This window comes from Massilia sp. BSC265, from assembly GCF_000740675.1.
Taxonomy (GTDB): domain Bacteria; phylum Pseudomonadota; class Gammaproteobacteria; order Burkholderiales; family Burkholderiaceae_D; genus Telluria.
Genome location: NZ_JPXI01000032.1, coordinates 1 through 24,537 on the forward strand (window position 1 = coordinate 1; position 24,537 = coordinate 24,537).

Genomic DNA, 24,537 nt, shown 5'->3' on the forward strand with positions numbered 1-24,537 from the left:
CCACGTGCCGGAAACCATCACCGTGGCCGAACTGGCCCACAAGATGGCGGTCAAGGCGTCGGAAGTCATCAAGCAGCTGATGAAGCTGGGCCAGATGTGCACCATCAACCAGGTGCTGGACCAGGAAACCGCGATGATCGTGGTGGAAGAGATGGGCCACAAGGCCTTCGCGGCCGCCGTCGACGATCCGGAAGCGATCCTGGCCGACCAGGGCGAGCACGCCGAGTTCGAGGCCAAGCCGCGCGCGCCGGTCGTGACCGTCATGGGCCACGTCGACCACGGCAAGACCTCGCTGCTGGACTACATCCGCCGTGCGAAGGTGGCAGCTGGCGAAGCCGGCGGCATTACCCAGCACATCGGTGCATACCACGTGGATACCCCGCGCGGCATGGTCACTTTCCTGGATACCCCGGGTCACGAGGCGTTCACCGCAATGCGTGCCCGTGGCGCGAAAGCGACCGACATCGTCATCCTGGTGGTGGCGGCGGACGACGGCGTGATGCCGCAGACCAAGGAAGCGATTGCCCACGCAAAAGCTGCCGGCGTACCGCTGGTGGTGGCGATCAACAAGATCGACAAGCCGGGCGCCAACACCGACCGCGTCACCCAGGAACTGGTGGCCGAAGGCGTGGTGCCGGAAGAGTACGGTGGCGATTCGCCGTTCGTCCCGGTCTCGGCCAAGGTCGGCACCGGTATCGACGACCTGCTGGAGCAGGTGCTGCTGCAGGCCGAGGTGCTGGAACTGACCGCGCCGGTCGAAGCACCGGCACGTGGCCTCGTTGTGGAAGCGCGCCTCGACAAGGGCCGCGGTCCGGTTGCCACCATCCTGGTGCAGTCGGGTACCCTGAAGCGCGGCGACGTCGTGCTGGCCGGTTCCTCGTTCGGCCGCGTCCGTGCGATGCTGGACGAGAACGGCAAGGCGGTGACCGAAGCCGGTCCGTCGATTCCGGTCGAGATCCAGGGCCTGACCGAAGTGCCGAGCGCCGGCGAAGAAGCGATGGTCATGGCCGACGAGCGCAAGGCACGTGAAATCGCCTTGTTCCGTCAAGGCAAGTTCCGCGACGTCAAGCTGGCGAAGCAGCAGGCCGCCAAGCTGGAGAACATGTTCGACCAGATGGCCGAAGGCGAAGTCAAGAACCTGCCGCTGATCGTCAAGACCGACGTGCAGGGTTCGCAGGAAGCGCTGGTGGGCTCGCTGCAGAAGCTGTCGACCTCGGAAGTGCGTGTCCAGATCGTCCATGCGGCGGTGGGCGGCATCAGCGAGTCGGACGTCAACCTGGCGGTGGCCTCGAAAGCGGTCATCATCGGCTTCAACGCCCGTGCCGACGCATCGGCGCGCAAGGTGGCGGAAGCCAACGGCGTCGACATCCGTTACTACAGCATCATTTACGATGCGATCGACGAGATCAAGACGGCACTGTCGGGCATGCTGGCGCCGGAGAAGCGCGAGACCATCACCGGCCAGGTGGAAATCCGCCAGGTCATCCTGGTGTCGAAGGTCGGCGCGATCGCGGGCTGCCTGGTCACCGACGGCGTGGTCAAGCGTACTTCCTCGGTCCGCCTGCTGCGCAACAACATCGTCGTCTGGACCGGCGAGATCGACTCGCTCAAGCGCTTCAAGGACGATGCGAAAGAAGTCCGCGCCGGCCTCGAGTGCGGTCTGTCGCTGAAGAACATGAACGACATCCAGGTCGGCGACGTCCTGGAAGTGTTCGAAGTCACCGAAGTGGCGCGTACGCTGTAATTTCGGCATTGGGCGTACCATGAGGGCCAGGACGCTTCGCGGCGATGCCGCGAAGGGCCTGGCCCTTGTTTTTGGCCCATCACATCACAAGAACAACATCGCTTTACATCATGGCAAAACACAGCAAAAGCATCCCCCAGCGCGGCCTGCGCGTCGCCGACCAGATCCAGAAAGACCTGTCGGAACTGATCGCCTTCGAACTCAAGGATCCCCGCGTGGGCATGGTCACCATCAGCGAAGTCAAGCTGACGCCCGACTACGCCCACGCCAAGGTCTACTTCACCTTGCTGAAGGACAGCCCGGAAGAAGTGAAGCAGACCCTCGAGGGCCTGTCCAAGGCCGCCGGCTACCTGCGCAACCTGCTCGGCAAGCGCCTGCACATCCACACGCTGCCGCAGCTGCATTTCGTGCACGACACCTCGACCACGCGCGGCCTCGCCATGTCGGCCCTGATCGACCAGGCCAATGCGGTCCGTGCGGCCGACTTCGGCCAGGACGAAGATGCGGATTCCGAGTGAACGCGCGTCCTCCCAAAAAGCCGCGCGACCCGGTCGACGGCGTTCTCCTGCTCGACAAGCCGGTCGGGTTGTCCTCGAATGACGCGTTGATCAAGGCCAAGCGCGTTTTCAACGCCAGGAAGGCCGGCCACACCGGCACCCTGGATCCTTTCGCCACGGGCCTGCTGCCGCTGTGCTTCGGCGAAGCGACCAAGTTCTCGCAAGACCTGCTGGAAGCCGACAAGACCTATGAGGCAACGGTCCATCTCGGCATCATGACCACGACCGGCGATACCGAAGGGGAGGTCATCGAGCAGCGCAGGGCCGAGGAGATGCAGGATGTGACGCGCGAGCAGATCGAAGCTGCGCTGGCGCGCTTCCGCGGCCCCATCTTCCAGGTTCCGCCCATGTATTCGGCGCTCAAGCGCGACGGCAAGGCCTTGTACGAATACGCGCGCGAAGGCATCACGCTCGAGCGCGAGGCGCGTCCGGTGACGATCCACGGCCTGTCGCTGGTCGACTACACGGCGCCCTACCTGAAGATCCTGGTTACCTGCAGCAAGGGCACTTATGTGCGGGTGCTGGGCGAGGATATCGGCGCCGCGCTCGGCTGCGGCGCCCACCTGAACGCGCTGCACCGCGTGCAGGTAGGCAACCTGTCGGCCGAACGCATGATCACGCTGGACGACCTGCAGGCACACCCGGACCCGCTGTCGCTGCTGGCCCCGGTCGATGCGCTACTGTCGAGCTTCCCCTCGGTCGAGCTCACGCCGGAGCTCGCCAAGCGCTTCCTGAACGGCCAGCGCCTCGCGCTCGGCAAGGAATCCGTCATGGTCCCGAGCGAACTGGGCCGAGTGCGCGTCTATCATGACGGCAAGCTGCTCGGCACCGCCAACTTGCAGGAGTATGCGATCCTGGCGCCCGAGCGCCTGATCGCGGCCGCGCAGTAATCCTGTCTGCATGCCGCTGTCCGCGCCACGTCGTGGACGGCAGCGTGCGCGTCCGCGGACGCTTCCCACGAGCCGTTTTCCCAGAGAGAAACCCTTGGCACGGCGCTTGCAATGATGGACTCACCACTATTCTGGAGACCCATCATGCAAAACCATCTGTTCCGTGCGGCCCTGCTGGCCGTCTCCCTGTTGACCTGTCCCGGCTTGCACGCCGGCGCCAAGAGCGAACGCGAGTTGGTGGTCGACGAGACGCTCGCCCAGATCAAGGCGGAATACATCCACCCCGAACGCTACCCGGCCATCGAACAGAACGTGCGCAAGCACCAACAGGCCGGTGCCTATGCCGCAGCCGGCACCGAAGAGGAGTTCGTCAAGCTCTTGAGCAGCCACCTGCAGGAAATCAGCAAGGACAAGCACATGAGCCTGCGCCACCAGCCGAATGTGCGCACGCTGCGTCCGGGCGCCTTTGCCAGCACGGCGGCCAAGCGCGAGCAGGAGCGCCGCGAGAACTACGGCCTGCGCAAGGTGGAGATCTTGCCGGGCAACGTCGGCTACATCGATATCCTCCACTTCCACGACGATACCGAACAGGCCATGGAGGCCTTCGGCGTCGCCATGGGTTTCGTGGCCAATACCGATGCGCTCATCATCGACCTGCGTAGTCATCGCGGCGGCGGAGAAGCCATGCAACTACTGGCCAGCTATTTCTTCGAAAAGCCGTTCACGGTGATGGAACTGCGCTACCGCGGCAACCGCAAGGTAGAGGCAAAGTCCTTCGCGAACGTCGCGGGCAAGCGCTACCTCGGCAAGCCGGTCTGGCTGCTGACCTCGGGCCGCACCTTCTCTGCCGGCGAAGCCTTTGCGTACGCGATGAAGAGCCTGAAGCGCGCGACCCTGGTCGGCGTTACCACCCGCGGCGGTGGCAACCCCAACATGATGCTGCCGCTGCGTAACGACTACCTGCTGTCGATCCCGATCGGCGAGTCGGTCAGCCCCGTCGATGGCGGCAGCTGGGAAGGCATAGGCGTACAGCCGCACGTCGCGGTCGACGAGAAGGCGGCGCTCGGCGTCGCCCACCGCGCGGCGCTGGAAACCCTGCGTGAACGTAGCAAGGATGAAACGCTGCGCGCCAGCCTGGCGAAACAGATCGAAGCCCTCGAGAAGAGCTGAGGCCGGCCTCTGCCAGACCCGCGCGCGCGGGTCTTGAATTCCACCAATCTGTTTCCATATACGTCCTTGTCCCGGAAAAGGCAGCGCCACGCTGCCAGCGGCGTCCGGACTGTCATCATCCTTCAACATCCCGCCGCTACACTCGCCGGCATCCCGGCCCGGAAACGGGCCCGCCGGCGGCAACATCATCGAAAAACCAACTCCCGGCTTCTCGCTGCAACGCAGCAAGTTGGAGAAGCATGCTATAGTAGCGGGTTACGGAAATCGGTAATCTCTTCGTTCGTCGCCGCTTCCATCCATCACGCAACATTCACTGTTGAAAACACACATGTCAGACACCAAACGCGCGATTCGTAATATCGCAATCATCGCCCACGTTGACCACGGCAAGACCACCCTGGTGGACCAGCTGCTGCGCCAATCGGGCACCTTCCGTGAAAACCAGGCGGTGGACACCCGCGTGATGGACTCGAACGACCTCGAAAAAGAACGTGGCATCACGATTCTGTCGAAGAACTGCGCGGTCGAGTACGAAGGCACCCACATCAACATCGTCGACACCCCGGGCCACGCCGACTTCGGCGGCGAGGTCGAGCGCGTGCTGTCGATGGTGGACTCGGTGCTGCTGCTGGTCGACGCCCAGGAAGGCCCGATGCCGCAGACCCGCTTCGTGACCCGCAAGGCGCTGGCCCTGGGCCTCAAACCGATCGTCGTGGTCAACAAGATCGACCGTCCGGGCGCGCGCGCCGACTGGGCGATCAACCAGACCTTCGAACTGTTCGACAAGCTCGGCGCGACCGACGAGCAGCTGGACTTCCCGATCGTCTACGCCTCGGGCCTGAACGGCTACGCCGGCATGGACGAAAGCGTGCGCGGCGGCGACATGAAGCCGCTGTTCGACGCCATCCTGAAATACGTGCCGGTGCGTGACGACAACCCGGACGGTCCGCTGCAGATGCAGATCACCTCGCTCGACTACTCGTCCTACGTGGGCAAGATCGGCATCGGCCGCATCAACCGCGGCCGTGTGCGTCCGGGCATGGACGTGCTGGTGGTGAACGGCCAGGACGACAAGAACCCGATCAAGGGCCGCATCAACCAGGTGCTGAACTTCAAGGGCCTGGAGCGCGTGCAGGTCGAGGAAGCCGTCGCCGGCGACATCGTCCTGATCAACGGTATCGAAGACATCGGCATCGGCGTGACCGTGACCGCACCGGACGTGCCGGAAGCGCTGCCGATGCTGACCGTCGACGAGCCGACCCTGACCATGAACTTCATGGTCAACACCTCGCCGCTGGCCGGTCGCGAAGGCAAGTTCGTCACCAGCCGCCAGCTGCGCGAGCGCCTGGAGCGTGAGCTCAAGGCCAACGTGGCGCTGCGCGTGCTGCCGACCGACGACGACACCATCTTCGAAGTCTCGGGCCGTGGCGAACTGCATCTGACCATCCTGCTGGAAAACATGCGTCGTGAAGGCTTCGAACTGGCAGTGTCGCGTCCGCGCGTGGTGTTCAAGGAAATCGACGGCGTCAAGTGCGAGCCCTACGAGAACCTGACCGTCGACGTGGAAGAAGTCAACCAGGGCGGCGTGATGGAAGAGCTGGGGCGCCGTCGCGGCGACCTGCAGAACATGGAATCGGACGGCAAGGGCCGTGTTCGTCTGGAATACCTGATCCCGGCGCGTGGCCTGATCGGCTTCCAGGGCGAGTTCATGACCCTGACCCGCGGCACCGGCCTGATGAGCCACGTGTTCCACGAGTACGCACCGGTCGACAACACCAAGGGCGACCTGGCCGGCCGCCGCAACGGCGTGCTGATCTCGCAGGATGACGGCGCCGCCGTCGCCTATGCGATCTGGAAGCTGCAGGACCGCGGCCGCATGTTCGTCGAGCACAACACCCCGGTGTACGAAGGCATGATCATCGGCATCCACTCGCGCGACAACGACCTGGTCGTCAACCCGATCAAGGGCAAGCAGCTGACCAACGTGCGTTCGTCAGGTACCGACGAAGCCGTGCGCTTGGTGCCGCCGATCCAGATGTCGCTGGAATACGCCGTCGAGTTCATCGAGGACGACGAGCTGGTCGAGATCACCCCGAAATCGATCCGCCTGCGCAAGCGCTTCCTGAAGGAACACGAGCGCAAGAAGGCGAGCCGCGAAGGCGCGTAATTAGCCTTGATTCTGAAAAACCCGCTGCTTGCAGCGGGTTTTTTTATTTTTGGAATCCAGTCGCGTCCGGCAGTCTTGAAGTCATCGTCCGTCATCTGGCGCACATAAGTGCGGATCTGGTCTTCATTTTGCAACTTGTTACAGTTCTTGCCGGCCGTTCGCTTGGGCTCGGCGGTGGTGCGATGCTATTGTGAACACACAACGCGATTCATTGGGAATTGCGATACAGTTGAAGACGATTGAAGGGAGTTAGTATGAAAAAGCTCATGATTGCACTGATCGCCAGCGCCGCCGTTGCAGGCACCGCCCAGGCCCAGACCATGGCCGGCCGCGGCTATGTCGGCGCTAGCGCCGTGACCGCCAAGAACACCACCGTTGACGCGAATAAAGCCGACGGCAAGCTGTTCGCAGGCTACCACTTCGACGAGCGTGTCGGCGTCGAAGTAGGCGCGACCAATCACCACAAGACCGATTTCGCGAATGGCGCTGTGCGCGGCGACGTCGAAGGCTATGGCGCCTACGTGGCCGCCAAGTACACCATGCCGGTCAACGAGCAGGTGTCGGCCTACGGCAAGCTGGGCATCTCGCACAGCTCGCGCGAGCTGCGCACCAATGTGGGTAATTTCAAGCAGAGCGACAACAGCGGCTATGCCGGTGTCGGCGTGGAATACAAGCTGAACCAGACCACGGCGCTGGTGGCGGAATATGAGCGCTACGGCAAGACCAAGGACTTTGGCGCCCGCGCGAACGTGTGGAGCGCAGGTCTCAAATACGGCTTCTAAGCAAGCTCGCTTAACAAAAAAGCTCTCCAGCGCCAGGCGCGGGAGAGCTTTTTTCATGGGCGAAACAGATCAGCGCAATCCGAGCAGGGCCTGTACCCGCTCCCGGCTCACGCCGACCAGGGCAGAGGTAATCGCCAGCAGCGACTGGTAGTCGTGGCTGGCGGCCGAGGCGGCGAAATCGCTGCTGATGGCGGTAAGTTCCGCTTCCGGGACGTCCTGCTGCTCGGTACGCGCCATCGCCGCGTTCAAGGCGGCACTGGCCGCTTCCTGCGACCGGCGCACCCGGGCCAAGGCCTGGACCACCTCGAGCAGGCTCTGGCGCAGGGCGTCCGGATTGCCGATGCTCCACTTTTCAGGCGCAAGGCCGCTCGGGTCTTCCGCCACGTCGACACGGCCACGTCCCGAGATCGCGATCGCATCCTTGATGCCGGCCCACTCCGATTCCGGCGCGCTGAACACCAGTTGCTGCTGCTTGTCGAGCGAGACGCGTACCTTCACCGGCGACAGGGTACGGTCCAGGCGGGCGGCGATTTCCTCTGGCGTCATGCCGGGCTCGATGGTGGCGGTCAGCTGCGGACCACCGGCACTGCCGACCGAGAAGGCATAGGTCTGCTGGCCCGCGGACTGCAGCGAAGCGATGTCGAAGCCGCGGATGCGGAAGCGCGTCATGGCAGGCTGGCCGCCATCGAAGCCGAGCTGGGCATCGACGCCGCCGCCGGCCTGCTTGCGGCGCGCTTCCAGCGCGCTGGCGAGCTGCTGGGACCTGGCCTCGATTTGGCGCACCGGATCGCCGCGCCCGGAAATCTTGGCGCTCAGGTCGGCCTTCAGCGCTTCGAGCTGGGAAGCGACACGCTCCAGATAGTCGAGTGCCTGCTGGGCCCGGGCGACGTCGCCCTGCAGTCGCGTATCCCAGGTGATGCCGCGCTTGAGCGGGGCGGCAGTGGGAGCGGCCCGGGTGACCGCGCGGCTGTCCGCGTCGAGCGGCTTGATCGCGGTGGCGCGTGCCGCTGCGGCGGTCGAGGACGCAGCAGCGGCATTGCTGATCGATGAATTGGCCGGGTTGGCCGCGGGACTGGTAGGACGAAGGGTTGCTTCCATGACAAACTATCGTATTACAACACCGAGAACAGGGACAGGGTGCCGATGCGGCTATAGGCCTTGTAGGTGGCCTGCAGGGCGGTCGAATATCCGTTGAGCGAGGTGGCCGCTTCGCCGACGTCGAGCGCGCTGATGTCGGTAATTGCGATCTTGTTCGACAGGCTGATATTGGCGTGGTTGGCGTCCAGGGTCTTCATGATGTTCTGCGCGCCGCCCAGGGTGGCCACCTTGCTGCTGACCAGGTCCAGTGCATCGTCGAACCCGTCCAGGGCGTTGCTCAGCACCGAGCGCAGCGCCGGGTCGCTGGCCGAGGCGCCTGGCGCCTTCAGGCCGGCAATGGCCAGCTCGAGGTGATTCAGCAGCTTTTCGATGCCTTGCAGGTTCTGGTTACCCGGCTGGGTGATGCCGTTACCGACCACGACGTTCTGTGAATTGATGTTGCCGACGTAGCTGTAACGCGAACCGAGCGCCGCCGCCGGATCGTAGGCGATCGGCGCGGTCTTGGTCAGGGTGCCCGAGAAGTTGTAGTTGCCTTCCTGGTCGATCGAGTTGGCGCTGTAGAGCAGACTGTCGCGCAGCGATTCGAGCGGGGACACCATGGATTGCAGGTCCTCCGGTGCGTTGCTGCCGTCCGAGGCCCAGACCAGGAGGTCGCGACCGGGAATGAGCTCGTCCGTCATGTTCTGCAGGGTGCCTTCGGTCTTGTTCATGCGGATCTTGATCGACGCGATGTTGTCGCGGTATTGCTGCACTGTCGCTTCCTCGCGCGCCAGGCGTGCCAGGCGTACGCTGTCGACCGGGTCGTCCGAAGGCACCAGGATGCGCTTGTTGGACGCCAGCTGCTGCGTCAGGTGGGTGATGCGCTCCTGGTTGATCTGGAGCGATTGGTTCATCGTCGATTGGTACTGGGAAGTCGCGATACGCATGGTGGTTCCTTTAGCCCATCATCGCCAGCGTGGCGTCGAAGAGCTGGTTGGCGATGGCAATGACTTTCATGTTCGCCTGGTACATGTTCTGGTACTCGACGAGGTTGACCGCTTCCTCGTCCTGGTTCACGCCGCTGGTCGACTGCCAGTCGTCCACCGATTGGGTGCGGACGGTCTGGGTGGTCTTCAGCCCTGCCTTGTTGAGCTGGCTGTCGACGCCGAGCTTGCCGACGAGCTGGGTGTCGGCATCGCTCAGCAGCACGGTGCCGATGCTCGTCACGGTGATCGGCTGGCCCTTGATGGCGACCAGTTTCTGCAGGTTGCCGGTGTCGCCCGGGGTGCCGTCGGCGGAGAAGGCGAGGTCGGCGGCCTCGAAGCCGTTCGCCACCTTCAGCATGTCCGCGCTGCTACCCGGGGTGTACACGAAGAGCGGGGTGCCCGCGGAGCCGTCAGGCTTGCGGCCGAGGGCGAGCTGGCCGTTGACCCTGCTTGCGATCTCCTCTGCGATGTTGGCGACGGCGGCCTGCAGCGGTACCAGCTTCTCGGTCTCGAATTTGGTCAGGCCGCCCAGCTGGCCGCCGAGCTTGCCGGCGTCGAGCACATAACTGGTGCCGGCGAAGCTCAGCGAGAATTCCTGCGGCGAGGTGGCGGTTGGGGCAGCCTTGAGCGTGCCGTGCATGCTGCCGAGCACCAGGGCCTGGCCGGTCTTCAGCGAGACGTCGCGGGTGCCGTCGCCGTTGTCCGAGACTTCCAGCGCCATCTTGCCGGCCAGGTCGTCGATCGCCTGGTCGCGTGCGTCGATCATGGCCGAGGCACTCAGGTTGCCCGCCTGGGCCTGGCTGATCTGCTGGTTCAGGCGCGCGATGGTGGCGATCTGGGCATTGGCCGAATCGACGATCGCGCTGCGCTGGTTGCGCACCGACTGCAGCTGGGCGTTGAAGACGTTGTTCAGGCCATTGAAGCGCTCCGCCATCAGGCCGGCCGAGGTGAGCACCTGCTGGCGCAGCGGGGTCGAGCCCGGATCGCCGGCAACCGCGTTGAGCGCGCCGAAGAACTGGTCGATGCCGGCCGACAGGCTGGCGGTGTCGTCGCCCATCACGTTCTCGAGCTGGCTCAGGTAGGGCTGGGTCTGCGAATACGAACCGAGGTCGGCGGCGGCGCGCCACATGGCCTGGCTCTTGTAGTTGTCCGAGAAGCGCAGCAGGGAAGATACCTGCACGCCATTGCCCGCCGAGCGCGGGTTGGCGTCCGGGCCGATGGCGGTGAGCAGGGCGGACTGGCGGGTATAGCCCTTGGTCTGCAGGTTGGCGATGTTGTGGCTGCTGGTGGTCAGCGCAACCTGGGCGGCAAGCGCGCCGGACAGGGCGTTGTTGATGATGGCCATGGTGCGGGTTCTTCCTCGAGCGGGGGACACCTGGTAAAGGCGACCGTTTATTGCAGCACGTTAAGCTTATTTATGCGAAGTTTTTTCGCGGACGGCATTGCGCGCCGGCTGTGCGAATCAAGTCTTGTTGCCCGGTTTTGCGCCCGGCACCAGCTGGCGCAGGATGGCGTCGGCAATGCCGAAGGCGCGGTTGCCGGCCATGTTCCCGGCCAGCAGGTCGTCGGCCATGTCCTGCATGTCCTGGTTGACGCGGTTGTTGAACACGCTGTCCTCGGCGGCCATGGCGCGGGTCGAGGAGCGCATCTCCTTCAGCATGTGCGAGATGAAAAAGCGTTCGAACTCGACCGCGGCCTTGGTGGCCTTGGCGACGTAAACGGGGTCCGGCTGGTCGGCAGCGGAGGCGACCGGCGCATCCTGGCCGGTCTGCAGCGGAATGGGTTGGTTCTGTTCGATCTTCATCAGATCACCACCAGTTCGCCTTCGATCGCGCCGGCCTGGTCGAGGGCCTGCAGGATCGCCATGATGTCGTCGGGCGAGGCGCCCAGGCTGTTGACCACGTCGATGATGGACTGCAGCCTGGCGCCGGCCGGCCAGCGGAACATCTGGCCCGAGCCCTGGTCCACCGACAGCTTCGATTCCGGCGTCACCGCCGTCTGGCCGCGCGAGAGCGGGCCCGGCTGCGACACGCGTGCGCTTTCCGAGATGATCACCTTGAGCGAGCCGTGGGTGACGGCAGCCGCCTTGACGCGCAGGCCGTCGGCGATGACCACGGTGCCGGTGCGCGAGTTGAACACCACCTTCGGGGTTTCCATGCCGGCTTCCACCGGCAGGTTGTTCAGCCTGGCCATGAAGGCCACGCGCTCGGTCGGGTTGCTGGGGGCGACCACTTCGACGCTGGTGCCGTCGGCGGTGGTGGCGATCGGGCCGTATACCTTGTTGATCGCGTTGACCACGTTGGTGGCGGTCTCGAAATGCGGCTGGCGCAGGCGCAGCATCACCTGTGGACGGGTGGCGAAGTCGGTGGCGATCTCGCGCTCGATCATGGCGCCGTTCGGGATGCGGCCGGTGGTCGGGGTGTTGACCGTGACCGAGGAACCGCTCTTGCCGGTGGCGTTCAGGCCGCCCACGACGAGGTTGCCCTGGGCCAGGGCATAGACTTCGTTGTCGGCCGCGCGCAGCTGCGTGAGCAGCAGGGTGCCGCCGCGCAGGCTTTTCGCGTCGCCCAGCGAGGATACCGTGACGTCGATCGCCTGGCCGCGGCGATAGCCCGGCGGGAACACCGCCGATACCATGACGGCGGCGACGTTCTTGTTCTTGGCGTCTTCGCCTTCCGGCAGGCGCACGCCGAACTGCTTGAGCATGTTGACCACCGATTGGCTGGCGTACTTGACCTGGGTCGAGTCGCCGCTGCCGTTCAGGCCGACCACGAGGCCGTAGCCGACCAGCGGGTTTTCACGCACGCCTTCGACGCTGACCAGGTTGCGCAGGGCCTGCGCCGCACTGGCGGCGCCGGGCAGGGCGGCTGCGCCCAGCACGGCGGCGCACAACATGATTCGAACTACTCGGGGCACCTTGGAAATCTGAATCATATTGTCCTCAGAACGGCATCAGCGGGCTGTTGAAGAAACGGGTCAGCCAGCCCGGCTGGTTGGCGTCGGCCAGGGCGCCCTTGCCCGAATAAGCGATGCGGGCATTGGCTACGCGCAGCGAGGACACCTGGTTGTCGTTGTCGATGTCCTGGGCGCGGATGAAGCCCTTCAGGCGCACGAATTCCTCGCCCTGGTTCAGGGTCAAATTCTTTTCGCCAGCGACGCGCAAGAGTCCGTTCGGCAGCACTTCCTGCACGATCACGGTCAGGGCGCCGGACAGGGCGTTCTGCTGGGTGCTGGTGGCATTGCCTTGGAATTCGCGCTCGGCCGACAGGTCGATCGCGGTCTTGCCGAAGGTCTTGCCCAGGGCCGCGATCGGCGACACGCCGGCCGAGGACTCTTTCGAGAAGCTGGTGCCGGCGCGTTTGCTGGCCTGGGTGGTTTCCTGAAGAATCACGGTGACCGCGTCGCCCACGCGGTAGGCACGGCTGTCCGAGGTCAGCGACACGGCTTCACCCGTGAAGACGCCGCCCGAGACGCCGCGCGACGCCATACGTGCCATCGGCACGAAATCGTCGTCGTCGTTCATGGCCTGGCGCGGCGGCGCGGAAGCGCAGCCGCTCAGGACGATGGCGCACAGCGCCGCGGTAAGGTATTTCATCGGTTTCGTTATTTAGCGTGCAGCCTGTGCAAGGTATTGGAGCATGTTGTCGGCAGCCGACAGCACCTTGGTGTTCATTTCGTAGGTGCGCTGGGCGGCGATCATGTCGACCATCTCTTCGACCACCTGCACGTTCGAGCCTTCCAGCGCGCCCTGTTTCAGCTTGCCGAAGGCGCCGTCGCCCGGACGGCCTTCGTTGGCGGTACCCGAGGCGGCGGTTTCCTGGAACAGGTTCTCGCCCAGGGCCAGCAGGCCGGCCGGGTTGACGAAACTGGTCAGGGTCAGCTGGCCCAGTTCCTGGGGAGCGGTGGAGCCGGCGACGGTGGCCGAGACCATGCCGTTCTCGCCGATGGTGATGGCGGTGGCGTTCTGCGGCACGGTGATCTGCGGCACCAGGGGCAGGCCCTGGGCATTGGTCAGGGTGCCGTTGGCATCGACCTGCAGCTGGCCGGCGCGGGTGAAGGCCGGTTCGCCGTTCGGGCGGCGCACCTGCAGGAAGCCGGCGCCGGAAATGGCGACGTCCAGCGGCTGGCTGGTGGTCTGCATGTTCCCGTTGGTAAAGACCTTCTGGGTGCCGACCAGGCGGGTACCGTTGCCGAGCTGGACGCCGTTGGAGACGGTATTGTCCGCGCTTTGCGCGCCCGGCTGGGCGTCGACCTGGTAGAACAGGTCTTCGAACACGACGCGGTCGCGCTTGAAGCCGACTGTGTTGACGTTGGCCAGGTTGTTGGCGATCGCCTGCAGCTTGGCATCCTGTGCCTGCACGCCGGTCTTGCTGATCCACATTGCTGGATTCATGGGTACTCCTTAAATATGGTTAAAGGCGTGCTTACGCACCAATGAGGCGGTTGCCTACTTCGTTCATGCTGTCGCTGGCCTTGAACAGCTTCATCTGCATCTCGAAGCTGCGGTTCAGGCTCATCACGGCGACCATCTCTTCCACCGCCGACACGTTGCTGCCCTCGAGGGCGCGGCCGCGCACGGTGACGTTCGGATCCGCCTCGAGCGGATCGCCGGCGCGCGAGACGATCAGGCCCGCTTCGTTCTTGGTCAGCTCCGCGCCTTCGGCATTCACCAGGCGCAGCTTGTCGACCGCCTGCATCAGGGTGGCACCTTCGGTCAGCACCGAGATGGTGCCGTCGGTACCGATCTCGACCGCCTGGTGCGGCGGCAGTACGATCGGGCCGCCTTCGCCCATCAAGGGGTGGCCGTGCACCGACAGCGCGCCATTGGCGTCGATGTCGATGGCGCCGGCGCGGGTATAGGCTTCGCCGTCGCCGTATTGCACCGCCAGGTAGCCGTTGCCGTTGATGGCCACGTCGAGCGGGCGGCCGGTCTCGCGCACCGCGCCGGCGCGGGTCGAGATGGAGTCGGCATCGGTCTTCGACAGGTGCATGCTGTCGTAGCCGAAGCCGTTCTGCATGGCCTGGGTCGCGGCCACTTCGAGGTTGGCGCGGAAGCCCGCAGTCTCGATGTTGGCCAGGTTGTTGGCGCGCACCTGCTGCGCGCGCAGGGTGCGCTCGGCGCCGCTGACGGCGGTAAAGATCAGTTTATCCATGGTCGCTTGGCGTCAGGCTTACAGGGCCTGCATCAGGGCCTGCATCATCTGGTTCTCGGCGGTGATCACCTTCGAGTTGGCCTGGTAGTTGCGCTGCGAGGTCATCAGGCCGACCAGTTCCGAAGTGATGTCCACGTTCGAGCCTTCCAGGGTGCCCTTGGACAGCTTGCCGGCCAGGCCGATGCCCGGGGTGCTGTACAGCGGGGCGCCCGAGGCGTTGTTGGCGGCCCAGCTGGTGTCGCTGGTCGAGATCAGGGCGCCTTCATCCGGGAAGGTGGCGATCGCCAGGGTGCCGACCACCTGCTGCTGTTCGTTGCTGTACTTGGCAACCACCGAGCCGTCTTCGGCCAGTTCCACGCCCACGAAGCTGCCCGAGGCATAGCCGTCGCTGCGGTTGGTGGTGGTGGTGGCTTCGCCGGCGAACTGGGTGGTGCCGGTGTAGTCGATGGTGAAAGTGATCGGCGCCGCGCCGCCCGTCGGAGTCAGGGTCAGGGGAGCGCTCGAGACCGCACCCGAGATGCGGCCGTCGGTGCCGAAGTTCAGGGCGGTAGTTTGGGTGATCGGGGCGCCCTTGTCGAAGGCATAGTGGACCGTGACGGTGTCGGCGTCAGTCTTGACGAAATACTGCGACACGGTGTGCTGGGTGCCGAGCGAGTCGAACAGCACCGATTGCTTGACCATGTTGTAGGTGGTTGAGTTGGCCGGGTTGAAGCCGGCCGTCGGGACTTCCCAGTCGGACGACAGATTGCCCACGTAGGCGATGCCGGTGCTGGCCTTGGCCGCGATCTGGCCGGTCGGGATCTTGATGTCACCCATCACGCCGAGCACGCCGCCCACGGTGGGGCCGTAGCCCTGCACGTTGCGGCCGGCGGCGTCGACCAGGTAGCCGTCCTTGTTGGCATTGAAGATGCCGACGCGGGTGTACTGCATCACGCCCTGGGCGTCGCGGCTGGTGAAGAAACCGCGGCCCTGGATGGCGGCGTCGAGGCCGCGGCCGGTGGTCTGCAGACTCCCGTTCTGGCCGATGTTCTGGGTCAGCGAGGCGACTTCGACGCCGTTCGCCTGTTCGCCGGCGTACAAGGAGGCGAAGTTGGCGCGGCTGCTCTTGAAGCCGTAGGTGCCGGCGTTGGCGATGTTGTTCGAAACGGCTTCCAGCTGCTCGTTGATGGCCTGGATGCCGGACAGTGCGATGTTGAAGCTCATGGAGTTTCCTTTCAGTATTCGGTAGAGGCGAGGGCAGTGGCCTTGCCGTTGAAGCCTGTGACGGCCGAGGGTTCGACTTCGCCGATGCCGGCGACCCGCAGCAGGATGCCGCCGGCAGCCGACATGCGCACGCTGTCGAGGCGGCCCGTGACTTCGACCGCGGGTTTGGTGCCGTCCGAGGCTTCGGCACTGATGCTGTAGTTGCCCGGCGCCAGGCCGAGCTTGGCCGGGTCGATCGAGAAGGGCAGGGCGCCGGCGCCGTGCGCAGGCAGGCTGACGCGGGTCTGCTTGCCGTCGATCGCGGTCAGGACCAGGTTGGTCACGCTGCTCGCCGCACCCAGCTGAACGCTGCCAGAAACCTTGTCGCCGTCGAGGCGCACGCGGCTGGTCTCGACCGAGACTTCGTTGCCGACCTGGGCGCCCATCGCCAGCACCTGCAGGCTTTGCAGCACGCTGGCGCTGGCGCTGGTGGTCTGGGCCAGCTTCTGCAGCGCTTCGGTCTGCGACAGCTGCGACAGCTGGTTCACGAACTGGCTCGGGTCCGAAGGCGCGAGCGGGTCCTGGTTGCGGATCTGGGCGACCAGCAGCTTGGTGAACATGTCCTTGTTCTCGCTGGTGGCCACGCTTGTTGCGATCTTGTCGCTTGCCGGGGTCGTGGACGCCGGGAAGCCGAAGGAATTCGAGGTACCGGTGGTGGTCATCGCGATCAGCCTTCGCCCATCTTCAGCAGGGAAGCCTGCATGCTCTTGATGCGGCCCATGACCTCGACGTTGGTCTCGAAGGCGCGCGAGGCGGCCATCATGTCGGCCATCTCGGCGACTTCGTTGACGTTGGCGTAGTAGACCATGCCGTCGGCGTCGGCCACGGGATTGTCCGGTTCGTACATCTTGCGCAGCGGCTCGCTTGACTGGACCACGTCCAGCACCTGCACGCGGGCGGCGCCGTCCTCGCCCACGAGGGAGGCGAACACCGGCTTGCGCGCGCGGTAGCCTTCGGCTTCCGAGCCCGACACGGCATTGGCGTTGGCCAGGTTGCTGGCGATCGTGTTCATGCGCACGGTCTGGGCCGCCATGGCCGAACCGGCGATATTCGAGATGTCTTTAAAGCCCATGTTTATTGTCCATTGATGGCTTTGGCCAAGCCCTTCAGCTTCATGTTGATGAAGGTGAGGCTGGTCTGGAAGTCGGAAGCGTTCTGCGAGAACGCGGCCTGTTCGACGCCGATCTCGACGGTGTTGCCGTCGGCGCTCGGGTGGTAGGGCACGCGATACAGCGGGCCGTCGGACGACAGGGTCGGTTCGCCCGCTTCGGCGTCGATCTGCTCCTGCAGGGCGGAGGCGAAGTCGATGTCGCGCGCGGTGTAACCCGGCGTGCTCTCGTTGGCGATATTGGCGGCAAGCACGCGGGTGCGTTCGGCGCGCAGTTGCAGCGCGTCGGCGTGCACGCCGAGGGCTTCCTTGAAATTCATCGTCATGGCGATCCTCTGTCGGTTCTACTGCTGCTTGTTTCGGTAAAATGAAATTTTTACGGCCTCTATTTAACAATGATTGCTTTCCGTACGGCAACCATCGGCATTCTAACCTGTCTTTTGTGCGCCACAGTCAACGCTGCGCAATCTATTTCCTTAGCGATAGAGCAAGAAGCTCGTGGACAAATTGACAAACAACTGCTAAGCAGCGGCCTGTCGGAACCGCAAGTCGAGCTCAGCGTCGTCAGCGCCCGCCCGGCCCCGCCCTGCAGCGCCCCGGTGGAGATCGAAGCCCTCGATACCCGCCAGTACAGCCGCATGCGCTTTGTCGCGCGCTGCCCGGATCCGAAGGGCTGGCGCCACGATTTCATCGTGCGCGCGCGCGTCAGCGCCCAGGTCGCCGTCACTGCCATGCCGCTCAAGGCCGGCGAGGTGCTGGGCAATGAACACGTCACGCTCGAGCGCCGCGACGTCACCCTGATCGGCGACGCCATCGGCAGCCCCGAAACCGCGGTCGGCCAGACCAGCCGCCGCAGCCTGCGCGCCGGCGAAGTGCTGCGCGCCAACCAGCTGGCCGCCCCCCTGGTGGTCAAGCGCGGCGACCAGGTGCTGATGGTGGCGCGTCAGGAAGGCATCGAAGTGAGCATGGCCGGCGAGGCGCTGGACGCCGGCGCGCAGGGCGCCGTGGTCCGGGTGCGCAATGCGGCGAGCGGCCAGGTGGTGCGCATGCGCGTGGCGGGCGCAGGCACCGTCGAACCGGTCGACATGCCTGCCGGCGTCAGCCGCCGGCCTTAACCGCCACTTCCCTGCAACTTGGTGGCCAGGCGCTCGAGCTTGGCCGCATAGGCCGGGTCGGTCGCGTAGCCGCCGCGCGCCAGGCCCTGGGCGAAGGCGCGCGCGTCGCTGCCGACGCCGAGGGCGTTCTTGTAGCGCGGGTTATCGATCAGCATCTGCGCATAGTCGCGGAAGGCGGCGCCCGCATCCGGGTAGGAGCGGAAGCGCTCGCGCGTCCTGATCGCCGCGCCGCCCACGTATTCGGTGGTAGCCGACTCGCTGACGGCGCCACGCCAGGCGCTGCCGGCCTTGATGCCGAACAGGTTGTGGCTCGACTCGCCATTGCTGGTCCTCAGCGGGCGCTGGCCCCAGCCCGATTCCAGCGCGGCATGGGCCGACACCAGTTCCGGCGCCACGCCCAGCTGCTGGGCGGCCTGCTGCGCCCACGGGGCGATACTTTCCAGGAAAGCCCGCTGTTCCGGCGTGCCGGCGACATTGGCGTCCACGCCGCCGGGGCCGTCGACTTCCGGTTCGCCGCTGATCAGGCCGGCTGCACGTGCACGCAGGACGGCGCCTTCGGCATTCAGGCCGGCCGCGCTGGCGGATGCCGCGAAGTCGCCATTCTGGATGTAGGCGGCGACTTCGCCCTGTACTTCATTGAACATGCGGCCGAAGCTGGCGCCGGCGCCGCCACCGATGCCTGCGGTAGGACGGGTGGCGGCGGTCGGCGCCGTCGGCTGCATGGACGGCAGCGAGAAATCAGCGTGGCGCATAGATATCGTCCTCGCCGTGCAGCACGCGCTGCATCACGGTGTACTGTTCCGCCAGCAGGCCGCCGTTGCGGGTGGTGGCCGCCTTGCAGGCCTGCACGGTGCTTTCCAGGTTGGCCCAGGCAGCGGCCAGTGCGCCCTGCGCCGGCTGCGCCAGGCTGGCGATGAAACCGGCCATGGTCGCGCCTTCGCCCAGCAGGGCGCGCACCAGCGACACGCGCTGCTGGCGCCGCGCTTCCATGGCATCCAACAAGGGCATGAGCTGTTCGGCAAGCTGGGTCAGCTCGCTGCTGCGGTGGCGCAGCGCCGCCTCGAACTGGCGTTCGAGCAGGGCCAGCACTTCGGCACTGTCGCGCACGTCGGCCTGCACGCCGTCGGCAAGCAAGAGGTTGGCCTGCTGGCGAGTAAGGCGTGGCACGCTCTGGCTCATGTTCGTGCTCATCCGCGGCCTCCGCCGTGGAAGCGCTGGATCAGGCCGGCCAGGCGGCCCGGGTCGAAGGGCAGCTCGCCCTTGGCCAGGGCGTCGCGCAGCTCGGCTACGCGGGCGGCGTCGAAATCCGGCATCATGCGCAGGGCCTGGGCGGCCGGCTGCAGCACTTCGGACTGGAGGGCAGGGGTGGCGGCACGCGCAGGCGCGGCCGCGGCCGGCGCCTCGGCCGGCGCCGAGACCGTGACCGGCTGGGTGCCGACGTTCACGGTGGAGGTGATCGTGCCGGTGATTTTCATGCGGGATCCTCGGGTTTTCGATTGAATGCTCATGTGCTGGCCCTCATTTCGGCAACTGGCCGCGCAGCTTTTCCAGGGCGGCCGCGTCGGGCATCTCGATCGACGCCTCCTTCCCCAGCGGGATGGTGGCGCCGGGCTTGCCAAACATTGCAGAGACCAGGCGCGACTGGGTGCTGGTCAGGATCAGCAGTTCGATGCGGCGGTTTACGCCCGCCAGCGGCTGCTGGGCGTCGATCGGGCCGCGGTCGGCCATGCCGACCACCTGCAGCACGCTCTCGGCACGCATGCCGCCGCCCAGCAGCTCGGCGCGGGCTGACAGCGCGCGGTCGGTCGACAGGGCCCAGTTCGAGTAGCCGCCCTTGTCGGGGCCGGCGAAACGCGAGGAGTCGGTGTGGCCGACGATCAGCATCTGGTTTTCCATCTGCGCGAACAGCGGGCCCATCTTGCGCAGCAGCTTCACGAAGCGGCCGGTGGGCAGGGCGCTGCCGCGCATGAACATGCCCTGGTTGTCGGTATCGTGCAGCATCACGCGCAGGCCATACGGGGTCACTACGGTGTCGAGGTTGGCTGCGAGGCCGGCTTCGCGGCTCATCTCGCCCAGCGCCTTCGATAGTGCCGCCAGCTCGGACGGGGACTCGTAGGCCACGCGCGGCTGGCTCGGCGCGCCCGGGTCGTTGCTGCCCTTGGCGCCGGCAGCCGGCAGCTGGAAGCGCTCGATCAGGCTGCCGCTCGGCTCGGACGCGATCGCCGGCTTGTGGCCCATGCCCTCGAGCATACCGCTGGCGTTGGCGTCGCGCACGATTTTCTTGAGGTTCTGTTGTTCGCGCGAGGCAATCAGCCACAGAACTAGAAAGAGTGCCATCAAGGCGAGGCAGAAGTCGGCGAAGGCGACCTTCCAGGCGCCGCCGTGCTCGTCGTGCGCGTGCTTGCCGCCACCGCGTTTGACGATGGTGGCTTCATGGTGCTTGTCTTTAAGGTTCGACACGATCAACCCGCCATGCGATCGGTGCCGCGGCGCCGCTTGTTCTGCGATTCATCCTCGCCGCCCATGGCATTGATCCACTGTTCGAGCTGGGCAAAGCTGGGCTTGGTGTTCAGCTGGATCAGGCGGCGTCCGGCGTCGATCGCCAGCAGGGCAGGTTTGCCGGCCACGTGGGTGCACAGCACCACCTTCACGGTTTCCATGGTCGATGCTTCGGAATTGACCGACTGCTTCATCAGGTTGGCCAGCGGATCCAGCAGGCCGTAGCAGAAGAAGATGCCGAGGAAGGTACCGACCATGGCCGCGCCGATCTTCTCTGCAATCTCGCCGGAGTCGGCGCCGCCGGACACCGAGAACATCGCCATCACGATACCCAGCACCGCGGCCAGAATACCGAAGCCTGGCATTGCCTCGCCGATTTTTTGCAGGGACTTGGCCGGCTGGGTGAGTTCTTCATGGATGGCTTCGAGCTCCTGTTCCAGCACGCCTTCCAATTCGTGGGCGTTGATCTTGCCCATGGCCATGAGGCGGAAATTGTCGACGATGAAAGCCAACAGCTTCGGCTCTTCCAGGATGCGCGGGTAGCGCTGGAACAGCGGGCTTTCCGACGGCGCTTCGACGTGGGCGTCGAGGGCTTTCAGGCCGCCGGCGGCGGTCTGCAGCAGTTCGTACATCAGGAGCAGCAGCTGGCGCTGGAATTCGGAATCGTGCTTCTTGCGTGCGGCGACCTTCTTGAGCTGGTGAGCCAGCTCGGCGAGCACGTGCTTCGGGTTGCCCAGAACCAGCGCGCCGAAGGCCGCACCGCCGATGATCAGGAGTTCGATCGGATGGAAGATCGATGCAAAGGTGCCACCCATCAGGGAGAAGCCGCCGAAGACGCACCCGAGCACGATGGCGAGACCGAGTAATTGCTGCATGACGTAAGCCTTTCTTGTTGCTTGTGTGTTTGTGCGGTTCAGGCGCGCTGCAGCGCCGCCTTCATCTTTGCCAGGGCACTCTTGTTGAGCTGGCAAACGCGGGCGTCCGACAGGTCGAGCACGGCGGCGATTTCCTTGTAACTCAGCTCGAACTCGTAGATCATCTGGATCACGCGCTGTTCTTTTTCGTTCAGGCTGCCCAGCACCTGTTCCAGGCTGCGGCGTACCAGATAGGCTTCTTCCGGACCGGGCGTGCTGTGCGCATTCTCGGTCGCTTCCTGCAGCACTTCGTCGAAGCTGAGCATCTCTTCGGCGCAGTCGTCCAGCACGTGCTGGCGGAATTCTTCGTGGGTGACGCCGAGCGCGGCGGCGGCTTCCTTCTCGGTCGGCTCGCGGCCCAGCTTGCGGGTCAGCTCGCGCAGCGCGTCGCGCACGCGGTGGCTGTCCTGGCGGACCGCGCGCGGGCGCCAGTCCTGGCGGCGCAACTCGTCGAGGATGGCGCCGCGCACCCGCAGGCTCGCATAGCTGCCGAAGCCCCCGTCCGGGGTGCCGTAGCGGCGCAGCGCTTCGAGCAGGCCCATCAGGCCGATCTGTTCCATGTCTTCGCGCGACATCGTGCCCGAGACCTGCGAATTCAGCTGGCGCACGATGCGCTTGACCAGCGGCGCATAGGCCAGCAGGTGGCGCTGCTCCTCGGCCGGCGTCATCCCGGCGTTGGCGGGCGCCTCGCCATAGAGCGAAGCAGCATTGGTATCGGCATAGTCGGCTAGATAGGCCACGATGTCCCCGCTGGGCGTGCTTTATTCAATGATCAGCTTGCCGATCATGACTTCGGAAAACGGCTTTTCATGGTTTTCCTTTTCATAATTGGCGTTGAAAGTCTTGTTCAGCAGGGCCGCGTACTGGTCCACGGTCATGCCATTGGCCTCGGACAGCGTGTGCGTGGACAGCGAAGACACCACGATGCTGCGCAGCAGCGGCAGGTGCTCCTTCGCCTCCTTCTCCTGCGCGGGGGTGGTGGCCAGCACCAGGTCGACCGACAGGTAGTGCGCCGCCGCCTCGTTCGGGGCGCGGCGCAGCATCACGATCACCTTGTCGAGGGTGACGTACTTGGTCGGCTTCTTTTCCAGTTCCTTCTTGGGGGCCTCGGCCGTGGCCGCTGCCTTGCCGGACTGGGCGGGGGCCAGGTACCACATCGCACCGCCGGCGGCGCCGGCGGCGAGGATGGCGACGCCCAGGAAGGCAGCGATCAGTTTGGCTTTGCTGTTCATGGCTCAGTGTTCAGTAGGAGTACTCAAGCGCGTCCGCTCAGGGAGAACGCGGTGGTGGAATGGTTGGCTTCGGCCAGGGCCGCGCCGGGCGCGCGCTCGTCCTGGTCCTGGCCCTGCTGGCGGCCGCGGCCCTGCGCATCGGCGCCGAAGCCTGCGCCCGATTGCGCCGCGGCCTGCGCGCGCGGCGCCTGGCTCACGTTGACCGAAACGTCGGTGTACTGGCGCCCGGCCAGGTCGCTGCGCAGGTTGTCGCTGACGGTGTTCAGCTGGCGCAGCACCTCGCTGTGGGTGGCGGTGATGTTCACTTCGAGGCTGCCGGCGGCATGACGGATCGAGATCTCGACCCGGCCCAGCATCGGCGGCTCCAGGCGGATCACGGCCTGCTCGGCGTTCTTGCCGAGCTGGAGGTTGAGGCGCTCGCCCAGCGCTTCCTGCAGGCTCTGGCGCCATGCGGTCGGCGGGCCGGACAGGCTCAAGGTGCCGCCGTCGCGCGCTGCGGCGGCGGGGGCGCTTGGCAGGGAGACGCCGAAGCCGGTGCTGCCGGCGGCACTGCTGCCTGCGGCGGCCTGGCCGTCGGAGCCGGCGGCGTCGCCTGCCGATCTAGCGGCAGATGCGGCGGCAGGCGCAGCGCCAGCCGGCTGGGCCGCTTGCTGCGCGGCGTTGGCGCGTGCCAGTTGTGCGGTGGCGGCATCGAGGGCCTGGGCCGGCAGCGGCGTGACCGGCGCTGCGGCCGCAATCTGCAGCTCGACCGCGCCGGCGTTCGTGCCTGCGGCAGCGGCGGTCGGCGCGGCATCGGCGGCGCGCTCCCGGCGCTCAGGCATGGCGGCCATCAGGCGCGCGGCAGCGGGCAGGGCCGCCGGCATCGTCATCATCGACGGCATCAGCGGCAGCGCGCCGGTATCGAGGGCGGCCCCGGTCTGTTCTTCCTGCGCATCCTGCGCAGGGATGGCGGCCTGGGGCGCATCGCCCGGCAGGGCAACGGCCAGTTCCGGCTGCGCCAGCGCGTCCGGCGCAGCCGGCACATCCACCTGCATGAACTGCAGGAAGGCAAGCGGCGCCTGTGCGCCCGGCTGCGCGGCAGCCAGGGCCCGGTCGAGCGGCAGGCCCTCGGCCGGGACTGCGCCGTTGACCGCGTTGTCGGCTGCTCCGGCGCCGGACGCCGAAAGGGGAGCGCTATTCATCGTGATGTTCATCGTTGGGTGTTACCAGTGTCGAGTTCGCCCTCGAGGGCATAGGCCATCCAGCCTTCCTTGTTGGCGCGCATGTCGTCCATGCGCAGCTGCAGCTGCGCGCTGGCGGCGGCAATCGCCTGCGCCGCGGACGCGTGGGCGCTGCGCAGGCGCTCCAGGGCCGCGCGCTCGGCATCGGTCCAGGGGCGCCCGCCGGCCAGCGCCTGCAGGCGGGGAGCAAGCTCGCCCACGGCGCGGCCGAGCAGCTCCCAGTCGGCACGTGCGCCGGCATCGCGCAGGACCGCGCCAAGGCCGTCGATGGAACGCGTCCTATCCATTGCGTTCCTGGACGCCTTTCCAGCCCTGGCGGATCGTGGTCAGGATGCGTACCACGTCATCGACCATGTTCGGATCCATCTTGATGCCCGCGCCGTGCAATTGCGTGGCGCAGAACTCGTAAATGTTCGCCAGGTTGGCGACGGTCTCGCCGCCCTGTTCGAAGTCGAGCGAGCTCGACAGGCCGTTGATGATCTCGACGCACTTGTCGATGCTGGCGGCCTTCTGTTCGTAGCGCTTGGCCGCGATGTGGGCTCGGGCGCGCGCCAGCTCGTCGAGCAGGCCGTCGGTGAGCAGCAGGACCAGCTCGACCGGCGAGGCGCGCGAGGTCTGCGCGTCCAGGTTGACGGCGTGGTAGTCGCCGTAGGCTTCTTGGTAGGACATGGGGTGATCTCG

General features: G+C 65.8%; 29 protein-coding genes. 7 read left to right on the forward strand and 22 right to left on the reverse strand.

Annotated elements, in window-relative coordinates; translation table 11 throughout:
• The 6 genes from infB to MA09_RS11935 form a co-directional block, all read left to right on the forward strand.
• On the forward strand, positions 1 to 1,744 hold a 1,744-nt coding region (infB, locus tag MA09_RS11910), incomplete at its 5' end, for a translation initiation factor IF-2 (RefSeq protein ID WP_036248649.1).
• A gap of 110 nt (positions 1,745 to 1,854) precedes the next feature.
• Positions 1,855 to 2,262: a 30S ribosome-binding factor RbfA gene (gene rbfA / locus MA09_RS11915; protein WP_036248651.1), complete on the forward strand. Its 408-nt coding sequence runs from the start codon at positions 1,855 to 1,857 to the stop codon at positions 2,260 to 2,262.
• Positions 2,259 to 3,191, forward strand: a complete 933-nt coding sequence (truB, locus tag MA09_RS11920; RefSeq protein WP_036248652.1) for a tRNA pseudouridine(55) synthase TruB — start codon at positions 2,259 to 2,261, stop codon at positions 3,189 to 3,191. The genes rbfA and truB overlap by 4 nt, the downstream gene beginning before the upstream one ends.
• Positions 3,192 to 3,335: 144 nt before the next feature.
• Complete coding sequence (locus tag MA09_RS11925; protein ID WP_036248653.1) at positions 3,336 to 4,361, forward strand: S41 family peptidase; 1,026 nt, start codon at positions 3,336 to 3,338, stop codon at positions 4,359 to 4,361.
• 328 nt (positions 4,362 to 4,689) lie between these two features.
• A complete protein-coding gene (typA, locus tag MA09_RS11930) occupies positions 4,690 to 6,528 on the forward strand; it encodes a translational GTPase TypA (protein ID WP_036248654.1) in 1,839 nt (612 codons plus the stop codon).
• A gap of 254 nt (positions 6,529 to 6,782) precedes the next feature.
• Positions 6,783 to 7,310: a porin family protein gene (locus MA09_RS11935; RefSeq protein WP_036248655.1), complete on the forward strand. Its 528-nt coding sequence runs from the start codon at positions 6,783 to 6,785 to the stop codon at positions 7,308 to 7,310.
• Positions 7,311 to 7,379: 69 nt separating this feature from the next.
• Here MA09_RS11935 and MA09_RS11940 read toward each other — a convergent pair whose 3' ends face one another.
• The 12 genes from MA09_RS11940 to flgB form a co-directional block, all read right to left on the reverse strand.
• Positions 7,380 to 8,408 (reverse strand): hypothetical protein, encoded by a 1,029-nt coding sequence (locus MA09_RS11940; protein ID WP_036248661.1) that lies wholly within the window; start codon positions 8,406 to 8,408, stop codon positions 7,380 to 7,382.
• Positions 8,409 to 8,422: 14 nt separating this feature from the next.
• Positions 8,423 to 9,334 carry a flagellar hook-associated protein FlgL gene (gene flgL / locus MA09_RS11945; protein ID WP_036248662.1) on the reverse strand — a complete coding sequence of 304 codons (912 nt, stop codon included), beginning with the start codon at positions 9,332 to 9,334 and terminating at the stop codon, positions 8,423 to 8,425.
• A gap of 10 nt (positions 9,335 to 9,344) precedes the next feature.
• Positions 9,345 to 10,718: a flagellar hook-associated protein FlgK gene (gene flgK, locus MA09_RS11950; RefSeq protein WP_036248663.1), complete on the reverse strand. Its 1,374-nt coding sequence runs from the start codon at positions 10,716 to 10,718 to the stop codon at positions 9,345 to 9,347.
• A 117-nt stretch (positions 10,719 to 10,835) separates the two neighbouring features.
• Complete coding sequence (locus MA09_RS11955; RefSeq protein ID WP_036248664.1) at positions 10,836 to 11,177, reverse strand: rod-binding protein; 342 nt, start codon at positions 11,175 to 11,177, stop codon at positions 10,836 to 10,838.
• The gene (locus MA09_RS11960; protein WP_051933391.1) at positions 11,177 to 12,268 is read right to left on the reverse strand and encodes a flagellar basal body P-ring protein FlgI; all 1,092 of its coding nucleotides are present in this window, start codon (positions 12,266 to 12,268) and stop codon (positions 11,177 to 11,179) included. The genes MA09_RS11955 and MA09_RS11960 overlap by 1 nt, the downstream gene beginning before the upstream one ends.
• Positions 12,269 to 12,314: 46 nt before the next feature.
• Positions 12,315 to 12,968, reverse strand: coding sequence for a flagellar basal body L-ring protein FlgH (gene flgH, locus MA09_RS11965; protein ID WP_036248668.1), 654 nt, complete (start codon positions 12,966 to 12,968; stop codon positions 12,315 to 12,317).
• A gap of 12 nt (positions 12,969 to 12,980) precedes the next feature.
• Positions 12,981 to 13,766, reverse strand: coding sequence for a flagellar basal-body rod protein FlgG (gene flgG, locus MA09_RS11970; protein ID WP_200883063.1), 786 nt, complete (start codon positions 13,764 to 13,766; stop codon positions 12,981 to 12,983).
• A gap of 31 nt (positions 13,767 to 13,797) precedes the next feature.
• The gene (locus MA09_RS11975; RefSeq protein ID WP_036248670.1) at positions 13,798 to 14,526 is read right to left on the reverse strand and encodes a flagellar basal body rod protein FlgF; all 729 of its coding nucleotides are present in this window, start codon (positions 14,524 to 14,526) and stop codon (positions 13,798 to 13,800) included.
• 18 nt (positions 14,527 to 14,544) lie between these two features.
• Entirely contained in the window at positions 14,545 to 15,729 is a 1,185-nt protein-coding gene (locus tag MA09_RS11980) for a flagellar hook protein FlgE (protein WP_036248673.1), read from the reverse strand.
• 11 nt (positions 15,730 to 15,740) lie between these two features.
• Positions 15,741 to 16,430, reverse strand: coding sequence for a flagellar hook capping FlgD N-terminal domain-containing protein (locus tag MA09_RS11985; protein ID WP_036248676.1), 690 nt, complete (start codon positions 16,428 to 16,430; stop codon positions 15,741 to 15,743).
• Between the two features lie 5 nt (positions 16,431 to 16,435).
• A complete protein-coding gene (gene flgC / locus MA09_RS11990) occupies positions 16,436 to 16,840 on the reverse strand; it encodes a flagellar basal body rod protein FlgC (protein ID WP_036248678.1) in 405 nt (134 codons plus the stop codon).
• A 2-nt stretch (positions 16,841 to 16,842) separates the two neighbouring features.
• Positions 16,843 to 17,202: a flagellar basal body rod protein FlgB gene (flgB, locus tag MA09_RS11995; RefSeq protein WP_036248680.1), complete on the reverse strand. Its 360-nt coding sequence runs from the start codon at positions 17,200 to 17,202 to the stop codon at positions 16,843 to 16,845.
• Between the two features lie 273 nt (positions 17,203 to 17,475).
• On the opposite strand from flgB, the gene flgA reads away from it, so the two are divergent.
• Positions 17,476 to 17,991, forward strand: coding sequence for a flagellar basal body P-ring formation chaperone FlgA (flgA, locus tag MA09_RS12000; RefSeq protein WP_229440688.1), 516 nt, complete (start codon positions 17,476 to 17,478; stop codon positions 17,989 to 17,991).
• Here flgA and MA09_RS12005 read toward each other — a convergent pair.
• Genes MA09_RS12005 through fliS form a run of 10 tightly spaced genes read right to left on the reverse strand, consistent with a single transcriptional unit; the run spans position 17,988 to position 24,525 of the window.
• Positions 17,988 to 18,743, reverse strand: a complete 756-nt coding sequence (locus tag MA09_RS12005) for a glycoside hydrolase family 73 protein (RefSeq protein WP_036248682.1) — start codon at positions 18,741 to 18,743, stop codon at positions 17,988 to 17,990. The two genes, flgA and MA09_RS12005, sit on opposite strands and share 4 nt — an antisense overlap.
• Entirely contained in the window at positions 18,730 to 19,182 is a 453-nt protein-coding gene (gene flgN / locus MA09_RS12010; protein ID WP_229440690.1) for a flagellar export chaperone FlgN, read from the reverse strand. The genes MA09_RS12005 and flgN overlap by 14 nt, the downstream gene beginning before the upstream one ends.
• Positions 19,179 to 19,466 carry a flagellar biosynthesis anti-sigma factor FlgM gene (gene flgM / locus MA09_RS12015; protein ID WP_036248685.1) on the reverse strand — a complete coding sequence of 96 codons (288 nt, stop codon included), beginning with the start codon at positions 19,464 to 19,466 and terminating at the stop codon, positions 19,179 to 19,181. Before flgM ends, flgN begins: the two co-directional genes overlap by 4 nt.
• Before the next feature lie 43 nt (positions 19,467 to 19,509).
• Positions 19,510 to 20,451: a flagellar motor protein MotB gene (locus MA09_RS12020; protein ID WP_036248745.1), complete on the reverse strand. Its 942-nt coding sequence runs from the start codon at positions 20,449 to 20,451 to the stop codon at positions 19,510 to 19,512.
• A gap of 2 nt (positions 20,452 to 20,453) precedes the next feature.
• The gene (motA, locus tag MA09_RS12025) at positions 20,454 to 21,365 is read right to left on the reverse strand and encodes a flagellar motor stator protein MotA (RefSeq protein WP_036248688.1); all 912 of its coding nucleotides are present in this window, start codon (positions 21,363 to 21,365) and stop codon (positions 20,454 to 20,456) included.
• A gap of 38 nt (positions 21,366 to 21,403) precedes the next feature.
• Positions 21,404 to 22,144: a FliA/WhiG family RNA polymerase sigma factor gene (locus tag MA09_RS12030; RefSeq protein ID WP_036248691.1), complete on the reverse strand. Its 741-nt coding sequence runs from the start codon at positions 22,142 to 22,144 to the stop codon at positions 21,404 to 21,406.
• A 21-nt stretch (positions 22,145 to 22,165) separates the two neighbouring features.
• Entirely contained in the window at positions 22,166 to 22,636 is a 471-nt protein-coding gene (gene fliL, locus MA09_RS12035; protein WP_036248693.1) for a flagellar basal body-associated protein FliL, read from the reverse strand.
• A 23-nt stretch (positions 22,637 to 22,659) separates the two neighbouring features.
• Positions 22,660 to 23,817 (reverse strand): flagellar hook-length control protein FliK, encoded by a 1,158-nt coding sequence (locus tag MA09_RS23695; protein WP_152594633.1) that lies wholly within the window; start codon positions 23,815 to 23,817, stop codon positions 22,660 to 22,662.
• Positions 23,818 to 23,825: 8 nt separating this feature from the next.
• Complete coding sequence (locus tag MA09_RS12045; RefSeq protein ID WP_036248695.1) at positions 23,826 to 24,143, reverse strand: hypothetical protein; 318 nt, start codon at positions 24,141 to 24,143, stop codon at positions 23,826 to 23,828.
• Positions 24,136 to 24,525 (reverse strand): flagellar export chaperone FliS, encoded by a 390-nt coding sequence (gene fliS / locus MA09_RS12050; protein WP_036248698.1) that lies wholly within the window; start codon positions 24,523 to 24,525, stop codon positions 24,136 to 24,138. The genes MA09_RS12045 and fliS overlap by 8 nt, the downstream gene beginning before the upstream one ends.
• Positions 24,526 to 24,537: the final 12 nt, after the last annotated feature.